Origin of the sequence: Sphingobacterium sp. SGR-19, from assembly GCF_011043555.1 — a bacterium.
GTDB lineage: Bacteria > Bacteroidota > Bacteroidia > Sphingobacteriales > Sphingobacteriaceae > Sphingobacterium.
Genome location: NZ_JAAKGS010000002.1, coordinates 348,749 through 367,136, shown reverse-complemented (window position 1 = coordinate 367,136; position 18,388 = coordinate 348,749). Strand labels below are relative to the sequence as shown.

At 40.8% G+C, this 18,388-nt stretch carries 20 protein-coding genes; 16 read left to right on the top strand and 4 right to left on the bottom strand.

Going from position 1 to position 18,388, the window contains the following annotated elements; genetic code table 11:
• Positions 1–43 precede the first annotated feature (43 nt).
• Genes G5B43_RS05155 through G5B43_RS05140 form a run of 4 tightly spaced genes read right to left on the bottom strand, consistent with a single transcriptional unit; the run spans position 44 to position 3,262 of the window.
• Positions 44–958: a ribonuclease Z gene (locus tag G5B43_RS05155; protein ID WP_165293647.1), complete on the bottom strand. Its 915-nt coding sequence runs from the start codon at positions 956–958 to the stop codon at positions 44–46.
• Positions 945–1,331: an STAS domain-containing protein gene (locus G5B43_RS05150; protein ID WP_165293646.1), complete on the bottom strand. Its 387-nt coding sequence runs from the start codon at positions 1,329–1,331 to the stop codon at positions 945–947. The genes G5B43_RS05155 and G5B43_RS05150 overlap by 14 nt, the downstream gene beginning before the upstream one ends.
• A gap of 9 nt (positions 1,332–1,340) precedes the next feature.
• Complete coding sequence (locus G5B43_RS05145) at positions 1,341–2,288, bottom strand: phosphoribosylaminoimidazolesuccinocarboxamide synthase (RefSeq protein WP_165293645.1); 948 nt, start codon at positions 2,286–2,288, stop codon at positions 1,341–1,343.
• An 11-nt stretch (positions 2,289–2,299) separates the two neighbouring features.
• The gene (locus G5B43_RS05140) at positions 2,300–3,262 is read right to left on the bottom strand and encodes a PhoH family protein (protein WP_165293644.1); all 963 of its coding nucleotides are present in this window, start codon (positions 3,260–3,262) and stop codon (positions 2,300–2,302) included.
• A gap of 223 nt (positions 3,263–3,485) precedes the next feature.
• Between G5B43_RS05140 and G5B43_RS05135 the strand changes: the two genes are divergently transcribed.
• The 16 genes from G5B43_RS05135 (at position 3,486) to G5B43_RS05060 (ending at position 18,229) form a co-directional block, all read left to right on the top strand.
• On the top strand, positions 3,486–4,271 hold the full coding sequence (locus G5B43_RS05135) for an S-adenosyl-l-methionine hydroxide adenosyltransferase family protein (protein WP_165293643.1): 786 nt from the start codon (positions 3,486–3,488) through the stop codon (positions 4,269–4,271).
• A gap of 1 nt (position 4,272) precedes the next feature.
• Positions 4,273–4,821: a hypothetical protein gene (locus G5B43_RS05130; protein WP_165293642.1), complete on the top strand. Its 549-nt coding sequence runs from the start codon at positions 4,273–4,275 to the stop codon at positions 4,819–4,821.
• A 54-nt stretch (positions 4,822–4,875) separates the two neighbouring features.
• Positions 4,876–6,714 (top strand): ABC transporter ATP-binding protein, encoded by a 1,839-nt coding sequence (locus G5B43_RS05125; RefSeq protein ID WP_165293641.1) that lies wholly within the window; start codon positions 4,876–4,878, stop codon positions 6,712–6,714.
• 113 nt (positions 6,715–6,827) lie between these two features.
• The gene (locus tag G5B43_RS05120) at positions 6,828–7,202 is read left to right on the top strand and encodes a YtxH domain-containing protein (protein WP_165293640.1); all 375 of its coding nucleotides are present in this window, start codon (positions 6,828–6,830) and stop codon (positions 7,200–7,202) included.
• Between the two features lie 58 nt (positions 7,203–7,260).
• A complete protein-coding gene (locus G5B43_RS05115) occupies positions 7,261–7,920 on the top strand; it encodes a heme exporter protein CcmB (protein ID WP_165293639.1) in 660 nt (219 codons plus the stop codon).
• Between the two features lie 12 nt (positions 7,921–7,932).
• A complete protein-coding gene (ccsA, locus tag G5B43_RS05110; protein ID WP_165293638.1) occupies positions 7,933–8,598 on the top strand; it encodes a cytochrome c biogenesis protein in 666 nt (221 codons plus the stop codon).
• A 23-nt stretch (positions 8,599–8,621) separates the two neighbouring features.
• The gene (locus G5B43_RS05105) at positions 8,622–8,819 is read left to right on the top strand and encodes a CcmD family protein (protein ID WP_206367246.1); all 198 of its coding nucleotides are present in this window, start codon (positions 8,622–8,624) and stop codon (positions 8,817–8,819) included.
• Positions 8,820–8,826: 7 nt separating this feature from the next.
• Positions 8,827–9,810: a DUF6427 family protein gene (locus tag G5B43_RS05100; RefSeq protein WP_165293637.1), complete on the top strand. Its 984-nt coding sequence runs from the start codon at positions 8,827–8,829 to the stop codon at positions 9,808–9,810.
• 130 nt (positions 9,811–9,940) lie between these two features.
• Positions 9,941–11,263, top strand: coding sequence for a hypothetical protein (locus G5B43_RS05095; RefSeq protein ID WP_165293636.1), 1,323 nt, complete (start codon positions 9,941–9,943; stop codon positions 11,261–11,263).
• A gap of 2 nt (positions 11,264–11,265) precedes the next feature.
• Positions 11,266–11,871: an LPS export ABC transporter periplasmic protein LptC gene (gene lptC, locus G5B43_RS05090; RefSeq protein WP_165293635.1), complete on the top strand. Its 606-nt coding sequence runs from the start codon at positions 11,266–11,268 to the stop codon at positions 11,869–11,871.
• 104 nt (positions 11,872–11,975) lie between these two features.
• Positions 11,976–14,084 (top strand): SurA N-terminal domain-containing protein, encoded by a 2,109-nt coding sequence (locus G5B43_RS05085; protein ID WP_165293634.1) that lies wholly within the window; start codon positions 11,976–11,978, stop codon positions 14,082–14,084.
• A gap of 61 nt (positions 14,085–14,145) precedes the next feature.
• Entirely contained in the window at positions 14,146–14,661 is a 516-nt protein-coding gene (locus G5B43_RS05080) for a DUF2480 family protein (protein ID WP_165293633.1), read from the top strand.
• 31 nt (positions 14,662–14,692) lie between these two features.
• Positions 14,693–15,481 (top strand): DUF3108 domain-containing protein, encoded by a 789-nt coding sequence (locus G5B43_RS05075; RefSeq protein WP_165293632.1) that lies wholly within the window; start codon positions 14,693–14,695, stop codon positions 15,479–15,481.
• 5 nt (positions 15,482–15,486) lie between these two features.
• Positions 15,487–16,050, top strand: a complete 564-nt coding sequence (locus G5B43_RS05070; protein WP_165293631.1) for a DUF3109 family protein — start codon at positions 15,487–15,489, stop codon at positions 16,048–16,050.
• A gap of 151 nt (positions 16,051–16,201) precedes the next feature.
• Positions 16,202–17,173 carry a polyprenyl synthetase family protein gene (locus G5B43_RS05065; protein WP_165293630.1) on the top strand — a complete coding sequence of 324 codons (972 nt, stop codon included), beginning with the start codon at positions 16,202–16,204 and terminating at the stop codon, positions 17,171–17,173.
• A 9-nt stretch (positions 17,174–17,182) separates the two neighbouring features.
• On the top strand, positions 17,183–18,229 hold the full coding sequence (locus G5B43_RS05060; protein ID WP_165293629.1) for a TerC family protein: 1,047 nt from the start codon (positions 17,183–17,185) through the stop codon (positions 18,227–18,229).
• Positions 18,230–18,388 lie beyond the last annotated feature (159 nt).

Genomic DNA, 18,388 nt, shown 5'->3' with positions numbered 1-18,388 from the left:
TTTTTATTGAGCGTGTAAAGATGGGGAAAAATCTACAAAAACCCTATACTAAAAACCACTTACCTTCTTCAGACAGCTCTGTATGGGGAAAAACTGTTCGAGATTCGTGCAAAAGAGGTTGTAAATCTTTATAACGGGCAGAGAAATGTCCGAGCAGAAGTTTCTTTGCTTTGACAGTCTGAGCAATCTGTGCTGCTTCCAAACTGGTGGTATGAAATGTTTCTTTGGCACGGTCTACACGGTCGTGAAGGAATGTCGCCTCGTGGTATAATAAATCTACTCCGTTAATGGCTTCAAAATAATCTTCATTCATCACTGTATCAGAACAATAACCATAACTCCGTGGGCTCGGTGGTGGATAAGTTAAATCTTTTGCTCGGTGCACGGCGCCATCATCCGCTACGTAGTCGATGCCTTTTTTTAATAAACGTAAGTAGGGAACGGGTATATTTAGTCGTTCTACCTCCTCTTTTTTCAGCGAAGCAGAACGTACTTTTTCGTCAAACCGGAACCCGGTGCAGGCAATACGATGGTGCAAAGGGAAACTGCTCACGCTAAGCTGGGTGTTTTCGAATATCACTTCTTGGCGGTTTTCATTCGTAGGATGAAAAATCAATGGATAGCGCAACCGTGTGTCCGAGTGCGTAAATTGCAAATCTATTATCTCTTTTAACGCCGGTGGCCCATACAGATGTAATTCCCCTTGACGTCCCACGAGATGTTGCGAAGAAAGCAGACCCACAAGCCCCAAGTAGTGATCTCCGTGCAAATGGCTGATAAAAATATGGCCTATCCGGCTGCCTTTGATGCCGTAACGGAATAATTGCATCTGCGTTCCCTCGCCACAGTCTATTAAGAACAGTTGTTCGTTAAAGTTTAGAACCTGGGACGTCGGATGGCGACCATACATTGGAGTCGCCGAGCTATTTCCCAATATCAAAACCTCAAACCTTGTCATGCTGGTTTGTCCTTAAATCCAATCGTAACTCGTTGCCGAAAATCATGTCTTCGGCATCAGAAACTGTCGGCGCAGTTTTGAAATACCCTTCCATACCAGCCACCTTAAGTAAATTCAAGAGCTTATCATTTAATCCCGTAAGGATAAAGAGACCACCTGAGGCTTTGCATAACCGGCGCGCCAGTAATCCCATACGCAACCCGTCTTCATCCGCATCGGATACGTGGCAAAGATTTAACACAATATTACGTTGCCCACCTGTATGGCGCAACATAAACTCACCTTTCAATTTCGCTGCCGCTTCTCCATCCAGAAAATCTTTAAGTGGCTCAATAACCACATAGCGCTCATGCTTGTCAACCGTAAACTTCATATTCCTAATCTATAACAATTTATTTAAAGCTTCTGTCACATTTTGTTCTACCCTCTGAACGCTATCTTCGTTTGTCGGATATTGAAATTTCTCTCCCGTAATATGTTCGTAAAGTTCAATATAGCGTTCTGATATAGATTGAACAATATCATCCGTCATTTCGGGCACGGTCTGCCCGTCTTTTCCTTGGAAACCATTATCCATTAACCACTCCCGTACAAATTCTTTAGACAATTGCCGTTGTGGTTCGCCATTCGTTTGTCGTTCTTCGTAGCCTTCAGCATAAAAATAACGAGACGAATCGGGGGTATGGATTTCATCCATTAAATATATTTCACCATTTTTCTTGCCAAATTCATATTTGGTATCTACCAGTATTAACCCGCGCTCTTGTGCCATTTCGGTGCCTCGTCGGTACAACGCACGGGCGAAGTTTTCCAACTGTATATAGTCTTCTTTACCCACAATACCTTTAGCGATAATGTCTTCTCGCGAAATATCTTCGTCATGTCCAACATCTGCTTTCGTCGTCGGCGTTATAATAGGCTCGGGAAGCTTATCGTTTTCTTTCAAACCCTCCGGTAAGGCCACTCCACAAAGGACTCTCTTCCCATCGCGATAAGTTCGCCACAAATGTCCTGCCAGATATCCTCTGATTACCATTTCCACCTTAAATGGTTCGCACTTATATCCTATCGTTGCGTTTGGGTCGGGCACCATGATAACCCAGTTTGGAATAATATCTTTCGTAGACGATAGAAATTTTTCCGCAATCTGGTTTAACACTTGTCCTTTATAAGGAATAGGACGTGGCAACACGACGTCAAAAGCAGAAATCCTATCCGAAGCCACCATCACTAGATATTCATCAGCTATGGAATATACATCGCGTACTTTACCCTTATAAAAACCCGTTTGCTTACTAAAATTAAATGTTGTTTCTTTTATTGCATTCATTGTATTCAATCCTAAATGTCCCCGTAAGCTTCCAAAATACGTCTTACCAGTTTATGTCGAACGACATCTGATCCGCTTAAATGGATAATATCGATGCCATTAATATTTTCTAACAGCTTTACCGCCGTCGCGAGCCCGGATTGTGTTTTCTTCGGCAAATCGATTTGCGTAAGATCGCCAGTAACAATAAACTTGGCTGTTGGCCCCATCCGGGTAAGAAACATTTTTAACTGCATATCGGTAGCGTTCTGAGCTTCGTCTAAAATGACGAAACAATTGTCCAACGTGCGCCCGCGCATAAATGCCAATGGCGCTACCTCTATGACCCGACGTTCCAAATAATCCTTCAGCTTATCAGAAGGGATCATATCGTCCAATGCATCATATAGCGGACGTAAATACGGATCTACTTTCTCCTTGAGATCACCTGGCAGGAAACCTAGATTTTCTCCTGCTTCGACGGCCGGACGCGTCAAGATAATACGCTTTATCTCCTTGTTCCTTAATGCTCGAACCGCTAACGCGACCGCTGTATAAGTCTTACCGGTACCCGCTGGCCCGATGGCAAACAGAATATCGTTTTTACTTATACTATCCACCATTTTCAGTTGGTTCGGGGTACGGGCGCGGACAATCAAGCCGTTAGGCCCGTATACAATCGGCTCTCCTTTAAAAGCAGAAGATTCTCCTGTTTTCTTTTCTGTTCTTTTCTCAGCTGCACCATTTATCCCGACCAAGTCTTCCAGTGCATTGGAATCCAAATTTTGAAAACGTTCAATATGCTGCAATATGCCTTCGAACACGCGTTTAAACCGCTTTTGTTCCGACTCCTCCCCCAATACTTTCAATTCATCCCCTCGCGCTACTAATCGAAGCTTCGGAAAGCCTTTTCTTATTAACTCAAAATGTTCATTTTGAGGGCCCCATAACGTTACTAAATTAACGTCCTCTAATGGTATAAGTACTTCGTTCAAATTGTTTGTTTTAATTTTTACGTAATAAAGATAGATGTTTTACAGCATTAATAAACCAAAAATACAAACTATAATTATCTATTTTCGCACACATGACAAAAAATGGAAATTTAGCGTTGCAACAATTCATATTGCACTTTCTTTTATTACTTTTGTAGTTCTTTTGCAAAGAGGGCATCACCGTATTTTAACGTTTTTAGTATCTTTATAGGATACATAGTGTATGGGAGTAATAACGCTTACAACAGATTTGGGGCACCGTGATTTTTATCAGGCGGCATTGAAAGGCAGCATCATATCGCAATTGCCTGATGTCCGTTTGGTGGATATTACGCATGAAATCCCTTCTTTTGATATACAACGTGCTGCTGTCGTACTTCGCAATGCTTTCCGTTACTTCCCGAAGGGCACTGTACATCTTATCGGGATCGACACTGTCTTTCAAGAAGACTCCAATTATGCCATGATGAAATTTGACGATCACTTTTTCGTCGGAGCCGACAATGGTATTTTTAGCATTATCCTGGGCGAGAGTGCCCCACAGGAGCTGTACGAAATCGACATTATGCAGGATTTACGTTACCTACATTTTCCCTTGGCTGATATCTTATCTAAAGCAGCTTGTCATATTGCTAAAGGTGAACCGTTGTCCGAAATTGGACAGCCTATCGACAAGCCCCTTAAAAAAGTATTAGTGCAGCCATTGGTCGGCCCCAACACCATAAAAGGTCACGTTTCGTATATTGATGCTTTCGGAAACGTCATTAGCAATATTAGCAAAGAACTTTTCAACGAAGTCCAAAAAGGTCGAAGTTTCAAATTACATTTCAAAAGGAATGAAACCATAAATAAACTGAGCTGGCATTACAATGAAGTACCAGAAGGGGAAAAACTCTGTTTATTCGGAATCAGCAACTTCTTGGAAATTGCGATCAATAAAGGCCACGCTAGCCGGTTATTGGGATTGCAACAAGATGAAGTTGTTATGGTGGAATTTTTAGGCAGTTAAGATGAAACAGCTTTCTATATTTTTTGTCCTTTTAGTCGGCATGCTCCATTTGGGCAAGGCCCAAACCACCATAGACGCAGATTCTATCAGCTTCGAACAGCAGCGAGATCGTGTTAACCGCTTATTAGAGAAACGCGGTAGGCGTTTCGGCGAGTTTGACAATAGTTTACGCCAAAAGACGGGCGTATTTGGCATTTTCAAAAGAAAAAAGGATATGCAAAAGTCTATCGATATCCTACGGGAGATTGTTTTGACGGACAACGATATCTTTTTGGAAACAAAGAAATTACTAGACATCAAAGGTAACGAAAGTGATAAAAATGAAAACCTAGCTGCGGAATATGACAGGCAGGTTTCCGGCTACATGCATACGATCACCAAGCTTCAAACAGAAAATGAGAAGCTACGCAACCAAATCAATGATTTGGAAGCTAAGCAAAGAAACCGACACACAACCATCCTCTTATTAGTTATTATCATTCTGGCGTTAGGTCTTACCTTATATCTAAACTTTAGACGGCGCAAGTCCCAAAATTTGACGCAAGAGTGATAAGGCCACATAAATAATACCGTATTTTTGCTCTCTAATAATTCGAGTTGAAGAATGGCGAGATCGCGTTTGAACAGTGGTAATACACAATCAGAAGAATTACCCAAACCCAAGCTTAGTAAAGAATTACTAAAGAAGGCATTAAAAATTTTCACCTATTTAAAACCGTATAGAGGTAAATTTATATTGGGTATGTTTTTTCTTATCCTGTCTAGTTTGACCATGCTGACTCTTCCCGCTCTTCTCGGCGCCATGGTAGATGCAGCCCAAGGTCGACAGACCTACCCATGGTTGCCCGCCAGCGTATTCAGTATTGGCGCGATTTCGATGGTATTGCTCTTGTTTTTATCGATCGTATCTTTTGGTAGGATACGGCTTTTTGTCGAAATAGCAGAAAAAGCGTTAGCCAGTATCCGTAAAGACAGTTATCATAAGCTCATTACCTTGCCAATTGAGTTCTTTGCCAATAGACGAGTGGGAGAATTAAACAGCCGTCTTTCTACCGATTTGGCCCAGATTCAAGATACGCTGACAACGACATTGGCAGAAATACTGAGACAGGCGATCATTCTGGCTTCGGGGGTATGCCTTTTGGTATTTGTTTCTCCCAAGATGGCGTTGATGAACCTCTCCATTCTACCGGTTATTATTGTCATCGCCATTGTCTTTGGCCGCTTTATACGCAATTTATCTCGACAGGCACAAGATCAACTAGCTGACTCCAATACCATTGTACAAGAAACATTGTTAGGCATCAGCAATGTCAAGGCGTTTGTAAATGAATATTATGAGACCAACCGTTATGCCCACAAACTCGATGCTGTCGTGAAACTGGCTGTTAAAGGAGCAACCTATCGCGGGATCTTCGCCTCCTTTATCATCTCCTGTATTCTTGGCGCTATTGTGGTGGTTATCTGGTACGGCGCCTCACTCGTTTCACAGGGAGATATTTCTGTAGGTGATCTCACAACCTATATTCTATATTCGATGTTTGTCGCCGGATCGATGGGAAGTTTTCCCGAGCTATACGCCAATATACAACGCTCCATCGGAGCCAGTGAACGCGTGCTCGATATTTTAGACGAAAAACCAGAGTCGATAGACATATCAGAAAGCAACAATGATATCGAAATACCCATGCAAGGTGCGCTTACCTTCAACCATGTGGGCTTCACTTATCCCTCCCGTCCGGATATCCCGATTCTAAAAGATATTTCGTTTCATGTGGATGCCGGAAAAAAATTGGCGTTAGTTGGGCCAAGCGGTACTGGAAAATCGACTATTGCCTCGCTTATTTTACAATTTTATAAGCCGACGTCAGGGTCAATTGATTACGATGGAAAAGATAGCTCAGTCTATTCCTTGACGGATATCCGTAATCAAGTGGCCATTGTTCCACAGGATGTATTGTTATTTGGCGGCACGATCCGTGAGAACATTGGATATGGTCGGTTGGACGCAAACGCGGAGGATATCATAGAAGCTGCAAAACGAGCAAATGCGCACGAGTTTATTATGGCTTTCCCTCAAGGCTACGATACCCTTGTCGGAGAACGCGGTGTAAAACTGTCCGGCGGGCAACGCCAGCGTATTGCCATCGCACGTGCTTTACTGAAAGACCCTGCCATCCTCATCCTGGACGAAGCAACCTCCTCCTTAGATTCTGAATCTGAGCGATTGGTGCAATTAGCTTTGGAAGAACTTATGCGCAACCGCACATCGGTCATCATTGCACATCGGTTAAGCACAATTAGGGATGCAGATCAAATTGTGGTCATCGAAAACGGAAAAGTATCGGATATCGGAAATCACGTGGAGCTCATGTCAAAAGGTGTCGGCCTTTATCACCATCTTTACTCTTTACAATCTATACAGCAAGTAAAATTGAATTAGCGAAAATCTTTTATAAAAAATCCATCCTTACTAAAACAATTTTCAAACTTTATCTGTTAAGATAGCAAAGAGTTACGGATAAAGTATTATTAAGTAAGTAAAAAAAGGATATTATGAAAAATAAAAATGGACTAATCACATTTGCGCTTGTTGGTTTAGCTGCTGGTGCGGCTGCCTATTATTTCTTAGCAACAGATGATGGTAAAGAACAATTGGAGCGGGCGAATAAAGGCGTTAAAGACCTTACAAAGTCCATTAAGGAACTCTCAAAAAAAGAGGCGAAACGTGCAGCTAAATTTGCAAAATCAGCTAAGGACGAATTAGAGAACTTAAAGGGCAAGGCTGTCGAAAAAGGCAAACACGTAGCAGACATGGCTTCCGAGAAGGCTGGAAAATGGGCTGACAAAGCTTCCAAAGCTGTAAATGAAGCAGAAAGCAACGCCGAAGACGTTATTGAGAAAGCGAAATCGGAACTAGATAAAGCTTAATACTTAATTTGGGGTCGGCGCGGTTTCGAGCACAAGTATTTGTATCTTTGCTGCGCACATGAATACACTCCAACAGGTAAAAACTTTAGTTTATAAAGATATCGTTCTTGAGTGGCGTTCTAAATACGCGATAAATGGTATCTTATTATATGTTGTATCTACAGTATTTGTTTGTTATCAAGCATTCAAATCTGTAGATACACTCGTTTGGAATGCCTTGTTCTGGATAATTATGCTCTTTGCGAGCGTCAACGCTATTAACCGAAGCTTTGTTCAAGAAAGTCAAAACCGTCAGCTTTATTATTATACCTTAATCAGCCCACACGCTATCATATTATCCAAAATAATATACAATACATTGGTAATGGTCTTATTGTCGGTGATTGCTTACTCGGCTTATAGCATCACGTTTAGTAATCCTGTCGGCGATCCATTTTTGTATATAGCAGCAGTTTTACTAGGCAGCATTAGCTTTGCGTCGGTATTTACCATGGTGTCAGGCATCAGTGCCAAGGCGGGCAATAACAGCACCCTCATGGCGGTATTGAGTTTCCCGGTTATTATACCGCTGCTTATCGTCTTAATTACTTTATCTCAAAATGCGTTAACAGGAATACCAAGGGGCGAAAGTACCAATGAAATACTCGTCCTGCTGGCAATTAATGTAATTACGATTACCATTTCTTTATTGTTATTTCCTTATCTTTGGCGTGATTAATTCTTTCGAATCATGAGACAATCTTGGTGGAAAATTTTGGGACTAGTTATGGTGGCTGCTAGTATTGTCGTAGGCTTCCTCGGCCCCGTTCCCGCTTTGTTCCTTTTGCACGAGACCATCCGCAATGTGTATTTCCATGTACCCATGTGGTTCGCTATGTTCGCCCTTTACCTTATATCTGTTATTTATAGTATACGTTATCTGAACAGTGGACGTATGAACGACGATTTAATTGCTGTTGAGGCCGTCAATACGGGTATTGTTTTCTGTATCATCGGTCTACTAACGGGCATGCAATGGGCCAATATCACGTGGGGGATGGCATGGCCTAACGACGCTAAAACGAACGGTTCGGCAATCGCGACGCTGATGTATCTAGCTTATCTTGTTTTACGGAATGCATTGGAAGAAGAACAGAAAAGAGGCAAGATATCCGCAATATATAATATTTTTGCATTCCCTATCATGATTGTATTGATGTACATCATGCCCAAAATGACGGACTCCTTGCATCCCGGAAGCGGTGGTAACGGAACATTTGGCGACCTGGATATGGACAATCAAATGCGTCCTGTATTTTATATGGCAATTATCGGTTGGATACTCATCGGTGTTTGGATATGTACCCTACGGTACCGTGTGCGCCTTCTAGAAAACAAAAGAAACTTCATCGATTAATCTTATAGCCCCCCCTGATCATCATGAAAAAGATAATTACAATTTTACTGCTTTTCCTAACAAGTAGCTATACATTTGCTCAAAACCAAATAGAAATGGCGACGGACCTTCGTAGTTCCGGAAAGATATACGTTGTAGTGCTCGTGTTGCTAACTATTTTTATCGTTTTGGGTATATTCCTATTTATGCTAGATAGACGTATCAAGAAACTAGAGAAGTAGTCGGATAATGATCATAAACCAACATCGAAAATTTACGCCAATCAATATTGTTTTGGTATCAGCTATCGGTTTGGTTCTATGTTTAGGCATTTTCCTTAGTCTTCCGGATCACATCACACCTATATTATTTGAGCCTGCAATTAACAACCTCATCGGGATACGCATAGGCTCTGGACTGGCTCCTGGAGAGAATGTAATGATTACCTTAATCCTGACACTACTCCAAGCATTTTTCCTAAACAGGGTAGTCAACAACTTTAACCTTCTGGGCAAACCTAATTTCACCCCAGCATTAATGTATATGACGCTGGTCAGCTTGTTTACGCCATTTTTGGTACTCTCCCCCCCGCTTATTTGTAATTTTATTACGATATGGATGCTTGGCAAGCTGTTTAACATCTATAAGCAACATGATATAAAAGGGTTGATGTTTGAACTGGGGATGATTGTTGCCATCGGAAGCTTGATTTATTTCCCATTTATGGTGATGATGTTGCTCTTATGGATAAGTTTGCTGATCTTCCGTCCGTTTAGCTGGCGAGAGTGGACAACGCCGTTATTAGGTTTTTCTACTATATATTTTCTTTTGGGCGTTATTTACTATTGGATCGGACGCCTACAAGAATTCTTTGCCATTTTTAAACCGCTTGGTTACGCTTTTCCCACCGAGTTATCCCTTAACATGTATGACTACCTCGTTATTATTCCGATCGCCATCGCTTTGCTGTTTTTTCTTGTCGTGCTGAAAGAGCATTTCTTCAGGAGTGTAGTTCATTTACGCAAATCTTTCCAACTGCTATTTTTTATGGTATTGTTGACCTTAGGTTCTTTTTATCTTAACAATCATATTACCATCAACCATTTTTTGCTTTGCGCCCCTCCAATTGCCATTTATCTTGCATTCTACTTCACTAATTCAAAGTCAAAATGGGTGTACGAAACATTATACCTTGTTATCGTAGCCGCCATTATCTATTTCCAGTTTGTTTAATGTAGAAAAGTTTGTAGGTACCATCTAGTCGTGACGCACAAATCACTAAGCGCCAACCGATTAACCTTTTTTAACAAATAGAACTAACGGAATAGTTAAAAATTAGATAGTTTTGTAGCAAATTTTGACCATGCACAGAAATTCAATAGGAAGTTTTACCAAAATAGCAATGCGGCTGTTGTTAGGATTAAGCTTATTTAGCATTCAACAGGCATATGCGCAAAGATCTACCTCCCATTCTCCTTATTCACAATTTGGTTTGGGACAAATGCGAAACGACTTATTGCCACAAACACGTGCTATGGGCGGTATCTCCACCGGGGTAAGGTATCTCACTGGACTTCCTACGTTGAACATTGCCAACCCTGCCTCCTATTCGGGTCTGAACCGTACGGTCTTAGAAGCAGGCATGTATGGCAATTTCACTCAATTATCAAGAGATAATATGAGCGACAACACGGCCGATTTTGCTTTTGGGCATATTGCTATAGGCATACCCCTACAAAAGTACGGCGGATTTTCTTTCGGATTACTCCCATTTTCGGACGTAGGTTATTCGTCAAGAAATGTAGAATCTATAGGTGATCTAGTTTACGAAAAGCAGATATTCGGAGAAGGAGGAATAAATAAAGCTTATTTAGGTTACGGTGTATCACCGATTAAAGGACTGAGTATAGGTGCCAACGCGGGTTTTCTTTTTGGAAATCTTTACGATATTACCCAAGTCAAGTTTCTAAGCGATCTTTCTGCCTATCCGGCAGAACTAAAAGAGACCCGTAACATCCGGGGGGTAACTGTTGATTACGGGATTCAGTACAGCAAATCCATCAGCAAGAAGTATAATCTGACATTAGGTTATACGGGAACCTTAAACAATAAGATCAATGCAAAACCAAGTCGGATTATTACGATCTTCGAAAATAATTTTGACGAAGATTATATTGCCCCTCCACTAGACACCATTAGTACGGGAACTTTTGCTACCAAAAAGCTTCAGCTTCCTTTAAAGCATAATGTTGGCTTCACCTTGTCAAAAGGATACAATTGGTTGATAGGTGCTGATTTTAATTACGCAGATTGGTCGAAGTTCGAAGTTTTGGAAGGCCAAAGTAAACTGGAAAAAAGCTATGGTTTTGCCATAGGTGGACAAATCAAACCTGATCCCACTTCGGTACGTTATTGGAATCAGGTAGATTACCGTTTAGGATTCCGTTATAACCAAACGCCGATAGTATACAGGAACCAACGGATTAATGACATGGCTGTTAGCGTAGGACTTGGCTTACCTCTACCAGAAACAAATTTCGGTCGTACGTTCTCTCAAATCAATATTTCAGCCGAGTTCGGACAACAGGGTTCACTCCATCACAATTTGGTACGAGAGCGGTATATCAATATTAATTTTGGTTTCACGATTAACGACTCTTGGTTTATTCGCCGAAGTCTGGACTAGCGATGCATCTTTTCCCTATCCATAATATTTACAAAAAACTGTCCTTAGCGATATACATGTTGTTAGGGACAATTGTATTTATGGCCTGTGAGAATGATCTGAGGGATGTCGAAAAGATTGCGAATATACAACAGGAAGAGAACGTAAACGTTTCCAAAGATGTAACAGTGACCTACAGTGATTCTGCAAAAGTAAAAGCGGAGCTGACAGCCCCCGAACTGCGCGAATACCCAGACAGCATAGGAATGTACGAATTTCAACAAGGTGTATTGATACGCTTTTTCGACGAACATGGCGAAGAATCTCAGCGCATACGCTCCGATTATGCTGTTCAAAAAGTAAAAGAGGAATTAATTGAATTTCGCAAAAATGTGGTGGTCAATATGGTAGACGGATCAATAATTAAAACCGAGGAGCTTTTCCTCGACCAAAAAAAGAACATCTATTATAATTCGGTTCCTATCACCTTCGACTTCAAAGATCAACGCGGGAGTTTACAAGCTACTTCCTTCATTTCGGACACCGATTTCAAAAAAATTGACGGGCAAAATATGACTGGTTTCTATATCCCTTCGGGTGACCAGCAGCTTCCTTCTTTCGGTAATTAAGATGTGGCAAACAATTTTTTATTTTTTTTTCATAAAAGTCGTATCTTGCGCCTTGTTTTTAATAAAGGTCAATTAAGTAACTGAATAAACAGAGTATATAGACTATGGGATTAATGAGCTATTTGCGGAACCGAGCGGGGTTGGTAGTAACTGTCATTGGTTTAGCAATTATTGCGTTTTTATTGGGAGATATCATCAGCTATGGAACTCCTTTTTGGATGAAGAATCAAAATCAAGTGGGTAGTGTAAATGGAGAATCCATCGATTACCAAGTATTTAACGCACAGGTTGACCAAACCACGGCGATGTACCAACAGCAAATGGGAGGAACAACATCCCCTCAGATGCGTAATTATGCGGTACAGCAAGTTTGGAATCAATTTATCTCGCAAGAGCTTTTGAAGCAGGAGATTGAGAAAATAGGTCTTTCTGTAGGACGGGATGAGCTAAATAGCTTGGTATCGGGTGCTAATCCTTCCCCACAAATTATTCAAGCATTTACCAATCCTGAAACGGGCGTATTCGATAAAAACCAGTTGAACACATTCCTTTCACAAATTAATAGTCAAGGAACACCGGAAATGCGCCAGCAGTGGGAGATGCTTCTAGAAAATATCCGCAACGAACGTTTGAACGAAAAGTATTCGAACCTATTGACCAACAGCGTGTATGTTACATCGTTGGAAGCTGAGGAAGAGTATAACCAACGTAGTAAATTGGCAAACTTTAAATATTTAATGCTTGATTATTCCTCGGTGAAAGATTCAGAAATCAAATTAACCGATTCGGATTACAAAGCATACTACGATGCACACCAAAATGCATTCGAAAATCAAGAGGAAACCAGAACGATAGAGTATGTATTGTTTGACGCCAGGCCTACTGCTAACGATACAGCAGCCACAAAGTCTGTCATTGAGCAATTGAAGTCAGAACTTGTGAATTCGACTACAGACTCGCTATTTTCGACTGTAAACTCTGACACGAAATATCCATATACTTATCTACGCAAAGGACAGGTTAGTCCAGCATTGGATTCTGTGATCTTCAATGCACCTGTTGGCACAACAGTGGGGCCTTTCTTATCTAACGACAGATTTGAAATAGCCAAGGTCGTAGATGCCAAATTTAGTCCAGACTCCGTCAAAGCTTCGCATATTTTATTGAACACAACAGCAGAAGGCGGTATCGATAAAGCACAGGCGAAAGCAGATTCCATCAAACAGTTGATCCAGCAAGGAGAGAGCTTCTCCGCTCTTGCTATCCAGTTCAGTACGGATCAAGGCAGCAAAGTAAATGGTGGTGACTTAGGTACTTTCCCACGTGGCCAAATGGTTCCAGAATTCGACGAAGCTGTATTTTCCGGCAAGGTTGGTGAGGTGGCTATCGTTAATAGCCGTTTCGGAACGCACATTATTCGGATCGAGAAACAGATTGGTAATTCGAAAATTGTTAAAGCGGCTATTATAGATAAGGTTATCAACAGCGGCAAAGCTACGACAGATGCTGCATATACCCAAGCAAATAACTTCTTTGGTGAGGCAAATAGCAAAAACTTTGCAGAAGTTGCGAATAAACAAAGTACTACAGTACATAAAGCAGAACGCGTCGTGCCAATGGATAATACGTTCAATGGTGTTGAAGTACCCAGAGACCTTGTTCGTTGGGCGTTTGAAGCTGAAAAAGGAGAAGTTTCAGAACGGATATTTGATACCGAAGATCATTTTGTTGTTGCCCGCGTCGTGGACGTGCAACCTAAAGGCACGCTTTCCTTAGAAGCGGTAAAACCACAAATCGAAGCTCGTGTACGCAATGAAGTAAAAGCAAAAATGCTTACCGAAAAGCTCAACAATGCGTTGAGCGGTGCGTCATCGATAGATCAAGTGGCACAAAAATTAGATAAAGCAGCTGTCGATATCGAGAATATTGTTATGGCAAATCCAGTACTTCCGGGCGTCGCGATGGAACCTGCCGTTGTAGGAGCGGCATTTGGCTTGCAACCCAACAAACTGTCCAAAGCTGTGAAAGGCGAGCAAGGCGTATATGCCGTGCAGGTGACCGGCTTTGTCAATCCTACTAAACTTGTGGCTAGCGATATCAATAATCAAAAGCAACAAATGCAGACAGCAAAAGCGCAGCGCTCTTGGGGGGCGATTTATCAAGCTCTTCAACACAAAGCTGATATTCATGACAATCGCATTAGATTCTATTAGGATATAATAAGTAACTTTATAGCCGGACATATTGGTGTCCGGCTTTTTGTTTTAATATCGTATGGACATTCAGGAAAATATCGTCAATAAAGTAGCCCAAAGTGGTCTAATTACCATTGATTTGGCGAATTATGCGCCAAAAGAAGAAATTGTAGTGTATGACATCAAAGACAATTTATTTCACGGGCTTATATTAAAGGAGAAAGATTTTCGAACATTTATTAAGGAACACGATTGGAGTCAATATCAGAATAAACACATCGGCATTATTTGCTCAACAGACGCGATCGTTCCTACCTGGGCCTATATGCTTCTTGCGAATAGACTTGAACCGTATGCGATTTCGGTACATTTTGGTAATGAAGAAACCGTATTAGACAATTTGTTTACACAGACATTAGACCAGATTGACTTTAGCGCCTATCAAGATGAACGAGTTGTGGTAAAGGGATGTGGAGAAATCTATGTGCCGGAATCAGCGTTTATTAAATTTACCCTTGGATTAAGCAAAGTTGTCAAGAGCATCATGTATGGAGAGCCTTGCTCTACTGTGCCGGTATATAAGCGTAAAAGTTAAACTATTGCCAACTATCTTTGTCCATTACTATATGAAGAAAATTTACACGTTTATCGCGTTTTTCATTTGTAGCATCGGGTTTACCACCGGACAGACTTTACCATACTTACCGCAGCCTACGTATCAGGCCGGTGAAAACTTAACATATAAATTAAAGTACGGGATTTTGTCCGTTGCTACAGGTACGTTAAAAGTAGAAAAGTCGAAGCTTCGCTTTAGCAATCCCAATGCCTTCCATCTATCTGCTTTTGGCCAAACTTCTGGGATATTCGCAGTTTATAAAGTAAGGAACAAGTATGACTCCTATATTGATGGCAATACGTATCTTCCATATCTTTATATCGAAGATATACATGAAGGTAGCTATACCCGTGAGGAATATGCCACTTTTGACCATGGGAATAAAAAAGTTTCGGGAAAGAAGGGTACATTTACCAGTCCTACATCCCAATTTTTCGATCTACTATCAGCCTATTATTTTTCTCGTAATCTGGATCTATCTTCTTTAAAGAAAGGAGATTCGTTTAAACTTACGTATTTCTTGAATGATGAAGTGGCTCAGCTGGGCATCAAATATATTGGTATCGAAAAAATCAAAACATCGTTGGGAGAATTGGAGTGCATTAAGTTCAGTCCAGAGATTACACCCGGTAGGATATTCAGAAAAGATAGCCAACTCTTCCTATGGGTTACCAACGACGGCAATCGTATCCCCGTAAAAGCCCAAGTAGACATTTTGGTGGGTACCGTAACCATGGAGTTGATCAATGCAAAAGGTTTAAAGCACACGCTTGGAAAGCGCGTTAGTTATTCAAAATAAACAACATGATTGAAGTAGGCAACGTATTAGTGCATGAGGATATCATCAGGAATGACTTTGTTTGTAATTTAAACAAATGTAAGGGTATTTGCTGTGTAGAAGGTGATTCAGGAGCACCTCTAAATGAAAAAGAAACCGATATTCTCCGAGAAATCTACCCAAAAGTCAAACCTTATATGACCGAAAAGGGCATTCAGGCCATTGAAGAGCAGGGAACACATGTCGTCGATATGGATGGCGATCTAACAACGACTTGCGTGGATGGCAATAAAGAATGTGCTTATGTAACCTGGGATAACGGTATTACGAAATGTGCAATTGAAAAAGCCTACGAACTAGGATTAGTCGATTGGAAAAAACCTATATCGTGCCACCTCTACCCTATCCGCACGACACGTTATCCTGCGTTTGATGTTCTACATTACGATCGTTGGCATATTTGTAACGATGCCTGTACATTTGGCAAGGAATTGGGCATCCCGGTATATAAATTTGTCAAAGAACCCCTTATTCGTGAATATGGTGAAGAATGGTATAACGAATTAGAATTAGCTGTCGCCGCGTTATAATCTATTTCATATGTACTTAAATTGTTTTTTTATGGCCGTATGGAATATCCAAATCATTTTCATCCGCTTTTGTGCTTATGCTCCATGGATATTTATTATATTTATTGCAATTTTAACTGCTTTAAAAGCCATGGTGATTTAGCCATTTTACATGCTGAAATTAAAAGATATACAAACCCCAATAGCACAAGAGCTAAAAGAATTTGAAAGTCGGTTTAAAGAATCGATGCATAGCTCTGTACCTTTGTTAAACCGCATTACACAATATATCTTGAAACAGAAAGGAAAACAAATGCGCCCTATGTTCGTTTTTCTTTCCGCCGGATTGTGTGGAAACATCAATAATTCTAGTTATAGGGCAGCTTCATTGGTCGAGTTACTACATACAGCATCCCTTATACATGACGATGTAGTGGACAATGCTTATGAACGCCGTGGGTTCTTCTCAGTCAATGCTTTATGGAAGAATAAAATAGCGGTGTTATTAGGTGATTTCCTGCTTTCAAAGGGTATGTCGCTTTCTGTTAAGCATAACGAACTCGATCTTCTAAAAGTCATGTCTGACGCAGTAGAAGAAATGAGCGAGGGCGAATTACTGCAAATAGAAAAAGCGCGTAAACTTGACATTCAGGAAGATGTGTATTTTGAGGTGATCCGTAAGAAAACAGCTTCCCTTATCGCCGCCTGTTGTGCTTGTGGTGCTTCTTCTGCCAAAGCTCCGCAAGAGACCATCGATCGTCTGCACCTGTTTGGAGAAAAAGTGGGAATAGCTTTTCAAATAAAAGATGATCTTTTCGACTTCGGCTTGGATGATATCGGAAAACCTATAGGGAATGATATCAAAGAAAAAAAGATGACACTGCCGCTCATCTATGCCCTTAGAAATACCGACCGCACCGAGAAGAGACGCATTATTAACTTGGTAAAAAACCATAGTGAAAACAAAGATAAGGTTGCGGAAGTTATTACTTTTGTACGAAGCAGCGGAGGCATGGATTACGCAAGAAATAAAATGTTGCAGTACCAACAGGAAGCCTTTGATATATTAACAGCTTTTCCTGATAATACCTATAAGGTTGCATTAGAACAATTAGTCAGATTTACAACAGAAAGAAATAAATAGAATCTACATATGAGCCACGAACTGTTATTTTTTGGGGGATTTATTATATTCATTGTCCTTATGCTCGCCATTGACTTGGGGTTGTTTTCAAAGAGTGACAAGCCTGTGTCATTCAAAGCCGCGGCTATCATGAGTGCAATCTGGGTTTTCTTTGCGTTGGCATTTGGTTTGGTATTGTACGTCTGGGGGAATGAGCTCCACAATGTCCATGATTTTGCCACGCTTAAAGAAGTCATTGCAAAGCATTATCATAATATCCGCATCAACGATAATGACTTAGCAGCAAGTATACAGCTGTATAACAAGACATTGACTATAGAATACCTCACAGGTTATGTCGTGGAATATGCCTTATCGGTAGATAACATCTTCGTTATGGTGCTTCTGTTTTCTTCCTTTGGTATTCCAGAGAAATACTATCATAAAGTGTTGGTATGGGGAATTATTGGTGCCATCGTCCTTCGTTGTATATTCATCTTCGTTGGAGCAGCATTGATTGCAAAGTTCGGGTGGATACTCTATGTTTTTGGAGCCTTTTTGGTATATACAGGGATTACCATGTACATTAACCGCAACAAAGAGGAAGAGGTTGACCCCCAAAACCATCCCGTAGTAAAGTTTGCATCCAAATATTTTAAGGTTACACCTCGATTGGACGGTGGTCGTTTCTTTCACGTAGAAAACGGCGTAAGATACGTTACACCCTTGTTTTTAGTATTATTAGTTATCGAATTTACGGATTTGATTTTTGCCGTAGACTCTATTCCTGCTATCTTTTCGGTAACAAAGGATCCTTATATCGTTTTCTTTTCCAATATCTTCGCCATTTTGGGATTGCGCTCTATGTTCTTTCTTTTGGTGAATATTATCGACAAATTCCACTACCTGAAAGTCGGTTTGGCATTTCTATTGATTTTTATCGGGGCGAAAATGCTGCTGCATAGTTGGTTGGAAGAATTCGGTTTCCAAACGGTTCACTCCTTGATTATTATCATATCCATTTTGGCGATTAGTATCGTGGCATCACTGGTGTTTCCGAAGGAAAAAGAGGTTTAACTTTTTCTTTTTTTCTTAACAAAAAAAGAAACAAAAAAGTCAAGACTTGCATTGTTCCACTACCTTTACTGGTCTATTCCTAAACAGAATGGAACTCACTGTCGCTCAGACAGCATTCTGTTTTTAACGGAATAGCCTGCGTAAAGCTGCCCGCGGAAC

What these genes read in the sequence shown, in the direction of transcription:
- G5B43_RS05155 (WP_165293647.1), bottom strand. Translation starts at nt 958, where the DNA reads ATGACAAGGTTTGAGGTTTTGATATTGGGAAATAGCTCGGCGACTCCA.
- G5B43_RS05150 (WP_165293646.1), bottom strand. Translation starts at nt 1,331, where the DNA reads ATGAAGTTTACGGTTGACAAGCATGAGCGCTATGTGGTTATTGAGCCA.
- G5B43_RS05145 (WP_165293645.1), bottom strand. Translation starts at nt 2,288, where the DNA reads ATGAATGCAATAAAAGAAACAACATTTAATTTTAGTAAGCAAACGGGT.
- G5B43_RS05135 (WP_165293643.1), top strand. Translation starts at nt 3,486, where the DNA reads ATGGGAGTAATAACGCTTACAACAGATTTGGGGCACCGTGATTTTTAT.
- G5B43_RS05130 (WP_165293642.1), top strand. Translation starts at nt 4,273, where the DNA reads ATGAAACAGCTTTCTATATTTTTTGTCCTTTTAGTCGGCATGCTCCAT.
- G5B43_RS05125 (WP_165293641.1), top strand. Translation starts at nt 4,876, where the DNA reads ATGGCGAGATCGCGTTTGAACAGTGGTAATACACAATCAGAAGAATTA.
- G5B43_RS05120 (WP_165293640.1), top strand. Translation starts at nt 6,828, where the DNA reads ATGAAAAATAAAAATGGACTAATCACATTTGCGCTTGTTGGTTTAGCT.
- G5B43_RS05115 (WP_165293639.1), top strand. Translation starts at nt 7,261, where the DNA reads ATGAATACACTCCAACAGGTAAAAACTTTAGTTTATAAAGATATCGTT.
- ccsA (WP_165293638.1), top strand. Translation starts at nt 7,933, where the DNA reads ATGAGACAATCTTGGTGGAAAATTTTGGGACTAGTTATGGTGGCTGCT.
- G5B43_RS05105 (WP_206367246.1), top strand. Translation starts at nt 8,622, where the DNA reads ATGAAAAAGATAATTACAATTTTACTGCTTTTCCTAACAAGTAGCTAT.
- G5B43_RS05100 (WP_165293637.1), top strand. Translation starts at nt 8,827, where the DNA reads ATGATCATAAACCAACATCGAAAATTTACGCCAATCAATATTGTTTTG.
- G5B43_RS05095 (WP_165293636.1), top strand. Translation starts at nt 9,941, where the DNA reads ATGCACAGAAATTCAATAGGAAGTTTTACCAAAATAGCAATGCGGCTG.
- lptC (WP_165293635.1), top strand. Translation starts at nt 11,266, where the DNA reads ATGCATCTTTTCCCTATCCATAATATTTACAAAAAACTGTCCTTAGCG.
- G5B43_RS05085 (WP_165293634.1), top strand. Translation starts at nt 11,976, where the DNA reads ATGGGATTAATGAGCTATTTGCGGAACCGAGCGGGGTTGGTAGTAACT.
- G5B43_RS05080 (WP_165293633.1), top strand. Translation starts at nt 14,146, where the DNA reads ATGGACATTCAGGAAAATATCGTCAATAAAGTAGCCCAAAGTGGTCTA.
- G5B43_RS05075 (WP_165293632.1), top strand. Translation starts at nt 14,693, where the DNA reads ATGAAGAAAATTTACACGTTTATCGCGTTTTTCATTTGTAGCATCGGG.
- G5B43_RS05070 (WP_165293631.1), top strand. Translation starts at nt 15,487, where the DNA reads ATGATTGAAGTAGGCAACGTATTAGTGCATGAGGATATCATCAGGAAT.
- G5B43_RS05065 (WP_165293630.1), top strand. Translation starts at nt 16,202, where the DNA reads ATGCTGAAATTAAAAGATATACAAACCCCAATAGCACAAGAGCTAAAA.
- G5B43_RS05060 (WP_165293629.1), top strand. Translation starts at nt 17,183, where the DNA reads ATGAGCCACGAACTGTTATTTTTTGGGGGATTTATTATATTCATTGTC.